General features: G+C 31.8%; 4 protein-coding genes and 1 pseudogene. 3 read left to right on the top strand and 2 right to left on the bottom strand.

The window, feature by feature from the left end; genetic code table 11:
* Window positions 1–720: 720 nt before the first annotated feature.
* On the top strand, window positions 721–2,418 hold the full coding sequence (locus tag Q3V31_RS29135) for a helix-turn-helix domain-containing protein (protein ID WP_088010063.1): 1,698 nt from the start codon (window positions 721–723) through the stop codon (window positions 2,416–2,418).
* Window positions 2,419–2,548: 130 nt separating this feature from the next.
* Here Q3V31_RS29135 and Q3V31_RS29130 read toward each other — a convergent pair whose 3' ends face one another.
* Entirely contained in the window at window positions 2,549–2,833 is a 285-nt protein-coding gene (locus Q3V31_RS29130) for a hypothetical protein (protein ID WP_090814447.1), read from the bottom strand.
* A 46-nt stretch (window positions 2,834–2,879) separates the two neighbouring features.
* A pseudogene (locus Q3V31_RS29125) lies at window positions 2,880–3,343 on the bottom strand (IS1595 family transposase); the annotation flags it as partial.
* 1,360 nt (window positions 3,344–4,703) lie between these two features.
* On the opposite strand from Q3V31_RS29125, the gene Q3V31_RS29120 reads away from it, so the two are divergent.
* Together Q3V31_RS29120 and Q3V31_RS29115 are read left to right on the top strand one after the other, a co-directional pair.
* Entirely contained in the window at window positions 4,704–5,120 is a 417-nt protein-coding gene (locus tag Q3V31_RS29120; protein WP_001006725.1) for a hypothetical protein, read from the top strand.
* Between the two features lie 20 nt (window positions 5,121–5,140).
* A complete protein-coding gene (locus tag Q3V31_RS29115) occupies window positions 5,141–6,595 on the top strand; it encodes an FtsZ/tubulin family protein (RefSeq protein ID WP_329767605.1) in 1,455 nt (484 codons plus the stop codon).
* Window positions 6,596–6,599: the final 4 nt, after the last annotated feature.

The raw sequence follows: 6,599 nt of genomic DNA, 5'->3' as shown, positions 1-6,599 counted from the left end.
CTTATTAAATGAAACCCGACAATCCATTGGCATGTTTTGTTGAGAATATATTTGCCACCATAAAGCTAAAGCGTTTCAAGTTTTTAATAGTACTTGCCACAATGTAGCTATGGTGTTTCAAAAAAGTAGAGGTACACGTATCGAAGGATGAAATATCTTTAATTCTTATTAAATGAAACCCGACAATCCATTGGCATGTTTTGTTGAGAATATATTTGCCACCATAAAGCTAAAGCGTTTCAAGTTTTTAATAGTACTTGCCACAATGTAGCTATGGTGTTTCAAAGAAGTAGAGGTATTTGCATCATTGTATAGAATGATTTTCAAATTTTTTTAGATGAAACCAATATTTCATCGATGTTTCTTAATACGAAAGTAATTGTTATCATATCGCTATAATGTTTTATTTCATTTGTAAGAAAAGGGACAATTACGTTTCACTTTAAACGTATGATTTACACTATTTAATGCCAAATGGGTTTCCCACATGGAGATTGTGGTGTAAAGTAGTAATTTTACAAATAAGTACAGTCTTATATAATACAAGTACAAGAATGTTTACTTGATAGGACAAATACTGTTCGATAAATCATTTCTCGATATAGATTATTCTGATAACGTTTCAACTTATATGCTATGTTGCCACCATATAGCTATAACGTCTCAAGTTCTATAATTTATATTTCTAATTGGTGGGAATTTAGTAAGGAGGTTTTTAATATGGAGAAAGTATTAGTGTTGTTTAGCGATGCCCTTTTACTTGCTGCTCCAATGTATGAAAAGAACACGCAGCTATGGGAAAAGTGGAATAGATATTATGAGGAAGTACAAGGAAATCATGACAAAGTAGTAACTTCAGCCAATATATCCCCTTCATTTTCAGCACTTGTCTCTTGGTTAGGTCAGAAACAAGAACAAGGGATTTCATTATTGCACATATATGCAAATCTAGATAAATATAAAATTGAGATCCGAAATGTACTCGATAAAATAATAGAGCAAGAATTTGGAGGTACGTCTGAAGAAGTTGAAACGGCTATAATATCTAATACAACAGATGAAAAGTTAAAAGAGCATTCAATTGATCTACAAGAGGATTACTATCCTGTAAGTAATGATGCGGTATATTATCAACTACGAGATGGTATAGCCAAGAATCACTTTGAAGAAGATGAAGTAGGAGCAGTACCTGTTTTACCATTAGAAACTAAAAATACAAGTGGAGTTGCTCAGCTATCGTCACACAAGGATGAAGATTTAAGGCTTGTAAACACTAATGAAGCAGAAAGATGGTCAATACTAGTCGATGGTGTTATTAGCAACATGGATGATCTTACTGCAGACTGTTTAGATACAATTACAATACAGTGGTTGAATCAAGCGAAATCTCCAGATGATTTTATTGATTTCAGCTATGAAAATGTACTAGATTTGTGTAATATTCCAAAAGCATCAGCAAATGGTATAGAGTATTATCGTGCAGAAGATAAAATTAAAATTGCACAACGTATAGCTGCTTTGGCGAGTATCTTTATTTATTTAAATGACGATAATGAAGTCGTGGTTTTAAATGATCGTGCAGAAACTGGTGAGCAATTTGAAATGAAACGTGAAATAATTAAAAGACTTTTCGTTTTAGATTCTGTAGTTCTTTGGAGAGATAAAAATACCAATGATTACGTAGGTATTGAATCTTGTAGAATAAAGCCAGGTAGCTTTTTGTCGATGTATTTATATGGATCTAGTAGCACAACAGCGTTATTATCTAAAAAGGCATTGGAGTATAATAGTTATCGACACAAATTCCATAAGCGACTAATTCGCTATTTATCTTGGCAATGGAGAATTCGACAACAGTACAGTAATTTGAAAAGACCATATTCAATTGATGGAGAAAAAGGACTATTGTCTGTTATGGGGATTAATATAGCTAAGGGACGCCCGCACCGTATTCGTGAGCAATTAGAAAATGTGTTAATAGATTTAGAAAAAGAAAAAGTAATTTCACATTGGGAGTACGCAGAGGAAATTGATGAATCAAGAATTGGAGAACGGAACTGGTTTAAGAATTATTACTCAAAACTAGGAATCATCATCTTACCACCAAAAGAATTAATGGATAATATTGGGGGTCCGGTAAAGAAAAAGGTAACTGCTACTCCGGACATACAAGAAAATAATTTAATTACAAATACAGTAACTCATACTACAGTAAGTACTGAAGAGCTAATTAGAGATAAAATTATGCACCAACATATGCATCAAAATAGAACGATGCGCGAAATAGCAGATGAGCTAGGCTTATCCCCTGCTACACTATCGAGATTCTGTAATAAGAAAATGAAACGGATTTCAAACAGTGTTAATGATAAGTTAACCAAATGGTATGAAAGACAAATGATAATCGAGTCTATGTAAGCAAAAAAGGAGGAAACCACTTTGAAAATGGTTTCCTCCTTTTTTGCTTGGTTCTGTTAATGTTGAACGTTGATAAAAAGTATTAAATATGGGAAAACACCTTAGAGTTGGTGCTTCCCTTAGTTGTTGATTATTCAAATCTAAAATAGGTATTTTCTAAGCCCATTCTTTGCTTTAATGTTTTGCCCAAAGCATAATTATTCGGCAATTCTTTTTCAATGACACAAATAATATAACCTGCTTTTCCTGTTGTTAAATTAGTTAGTTGTAAGTAGTTATCGTTGTCGTAGATATAAGAAATAATGTATTCGTAGAAATCATTTTCTTTGTCTTCTCTATTCATACCAACATTGTACAACCTAACTCTTGCCCCTGCCCAAATTTCCTCCTCATCATTAACATTACTTAAAGGTATCCATTTCGAGTTATCCAATATTTCACCCTTTTCTTAATTCGTTCGTTTATACACTGAATTTTGACAGACGCAAACTATCATAAGTATCAGTCATTTCAAATACAAATGATGTGAGTAAGAACTCTTTAATGTTGTGTTTTGTTCTTTCGTTACTTTTGCTATCTATAAACGAGAACCACTCAAGGTAGTTGTCTAAATATTTTGTAGCCACACTTTTAAAACGGTCTATCCATTGTTTCATACGAGAATGGAGACCATTTACATTCTGGATATGGTACAAGCCTTTAATAACGTGCTTACCATCGTTTGATTTAATTCTGTAATGCTCATTCCTTTTTCTTTTGCATACGTTTTGTAGGCCCTCCAAGCATCTGTAACAAGTACATTATCCGATGTTTATTTAGAACCAATCATACTATCAACTTTTGTTTTCACAACACGCCCCATACAAGCAATCTTGGAGACAGTCGCTTTGGTACGGTCTCTGGCAACAAGAACACAAACTTGTTGCCAGAGACCTTCCGGCTTATCTTCTGATAAAAGAGTAAGCTCATAATAATTTCTCACATGTAATCCCGCATTAACTTTAGCAAAATCGCTTAAAACTTTATTTATTATTTTCATATTTAAATTTCCTTAAATTTATAGATTCTTCAGCTAAATGTTAACATCTAGCTTTAATAGCTAGTTAGATTTTCCTGTTAGTGCAATAAGAAAAAACAAAGTGTAGATAATTCCGATGCATCTTTTTTATAAACGGTTTAACTTTTTCAAAAACAGTGCATCTTTATTTCAAACTAAAACTTAATAACCATTGCTAGGTATACTGGTTCCAATGTACAAAATTAGTCTATTTAACATTTCTTCACTTTCTGATGTATCCTGAGCCACTTTCCATTTTATCAGCAATCCCCCCTTCATCTTTCTTGCCAGAATATACAACAGGCCCAATTTCTTGAACAGAACTAATCGCCATTTGGTGTATCTATTGCTTTGTTAAGTTAGTAGCTGTATTACAGTAATATATATAATTCAATTAGAAAATCTATATTTAAATAAAAATATAATAAATCTAGTTGAATTTATTAATATTCTGACTCTACATGTTAATTATAAAGATGGTGTACATATGAGATTAACAAGTGAATGTGTAGAACCTAACACTAGAGATAATGAATTTGCAATTATGTGAGTTAATAACAGAGAAGTGAACTTATAACATGACATTGACAGATCGCCTTTATCAATAGATATAAAGGGTAGAAAAAACGTAAATAAAGAAAAATGAATAGGAAGATCTCTTTATTAAACTAGTAAGTTCATATCAAGCCATTTGATATGAACAGAGCAATGATTATATATATTATATACACTCTTTATATATACAGTTTATATATAAACCTTATATATAAGCTGTGCATAAATAAAATGTATTAAATATGTTAATATGAAATTGATATAGGAACCACAAAACCTTTGTTTTTAAAGGTTTATATATACAGCTTATAAATAGGACTTATAAATGAAGCTTATATATAAAGTGTATAGATGATTTGTGAAGTTTTTTAACTTGATATGTTTGTGATTTGAGATTTTTTATAAAGGATTATTCAAAAGAATGTCAAATTAAATAATAAATTTATCGTTTTATAGACGGTATTGTTAATTACATGAAACCTATAATCGACATGTATAACATACATCGTACATATACGTCGTATAGATTTATGTTTATATATCAACATTTCGGCCTGATTTAAGACTTATACGCTTTATATGTAAGTGCTATATATAATGACTTGATATACGCTTTATAATAATGTAATATATTCGTAGGAATAATTAACCAACGTTTTAAGGGGGAGGCAACTTGAACGAGGTATTGAGCGAAAAGTATAAAGTAATTAAATTTCCTGATGAAGTTGTGAACATGTTTGCAGACATTCTTGAAGAAGACGAAATACTTTATAATGTATTTCATTACATAGGATCTGAGGTAAATAAACAATACCAAGAGACGAAATATATGAGAGGTATCTCAATAAATGAAATAGTAGGTAATGTTGTAATTGATAGGAGAGTTAAGAAATTAAAGGGAAAATCATACTCATTAGAGGTTGAACGAACCAATATATCAAGAAGATCAGCTGAAGTAAGTGTTAGTACATTATCTTCAATGTCATTAATAACTGAAAAAATTATGCACCCTTATAAATTTTTAATCTCAACAATTAGAGGGCAACAGGTGTTAATTGAACTTGGAAGACGTAAACAAACGAATAGATAAGAAAAAGGAGAGATAAAATAATGGCGAAGAACTTTCTTAAAAACGAAGTAGCAGTAAAAATGACAATGGTTGGTTTTGGTCAAGCTGGAACTAGAATGGTAGATAAATTTGCTGAATATAAGCATACGGATGGAGCATCTGTGTACAACTGTCTTGCTTTAAATAGTAACGATGGTGATTTAGCTGAATTAAAAAATGTGCCTAAAAGTAACCAAGTATCACTAAAATTAGGCGGACTAGGGAAGAATCCAGAACGTGCTGTAAAAGTACTAGAATCAAATGATGAAGCGAAAGAAAAGTTAAAAGAATTCATCACAGAGCGTGTAAGACCAACAGATGAATTGGTACTATTTTTTGCAGGCTTAGGCGGTGGAACAGGTACTTCTACAATCATTAAAGCAATTGAAGAATTCTCGGCTTTTCATAATAAACCTATTATCGCTGAAGAACTGAAAAGTATGGCAATAAAAATTCCTAGAGAGGAATTAATAGCAAATCAACAAAAGTATGCAAGAATTGCATTCAATAATGCAATTGAGCGTAAAGATTTTATTAAAATGGGTATTGTTGTGACACTCCCTGTAAGAGCCGATGGGCCTGATGTACTAAGACAAGTAAATAAATTCTCTCAAGAGATTTGGAAGTTAGCAAATGACCCAGCAAAAGGTGTTGCATTCGTTGTTTTCGCAGATAACCAACATTTCTATGATGAATTTAAGGGATTAAACGAAAATGAGAAAAAAGGTATTGCTAACTCACGGGACTATGCTAATCAGCGTATTGGTGAAATCATCCACGAATTAAATACAGCTTCTAATGGTGCAGGAACATCTGTTATTTTAGACTCACAGGACTTTAAACGTATTTTATTAGAGAAAACTGGTTGTCTAGTTATTAATAAAATTTCTCGCAATATGAATCAAATTGAAAATAGTAAAGAAATAGTAGATATGTTCTCAGAATCGTTGAAAGGAAGCTCTTTCCACCATCCTATAGAGTTAATGAAAAAGAACGATGATGGTGAGCTGGAGGCTTCTAAGGTGCATCATTTTGGAATGCTTGCAATTCTAGACGAACAAAAGAATATTGATGATTCATTTATGGATGATGCAAAAGTAGAAGTTACAAATACATTACCAATCAACGGTACGGTATTTAATGGGTATTTAATTAGTAAAAATGATTTTATGGGCAGTGTTTACACGTTCTATAAAACTGATGCATTACCGTCTCGTTTGTCTAAAGGGTTAGTTGAAGAATTCAATGAGTTTAAAGAGAAGCAAAATCAAATTCAGTTTAAAAAATCCCAAATTAGTACAATTGAAATGCAAGATCAAGACGATGATTTCAGTATTAATTTCGGTGATTACATCGATATGGGAACAAGTAATGAGGAACCATCAGCAGATGCAGAGAATGATGAAGAATTAGCTGCATTTATGGATCCAGACAAAATGTTTGGTACATCAAAATAATAAA

This window comes from Bacillus nitratireducens, from assembly GCF_036320425.1.
Taxonomy (GTDB): domain Bacteria; phylum Bacillota; class Bacilli; order Bacillales; family Bacillaceae_G; genus Bacillus_A; species Bacillus_A nitratireducens.
Note: the sequence above shows the minus strand (reverse complement) of the source record. Positions and strands in the feature narration are given on the sequence as shown.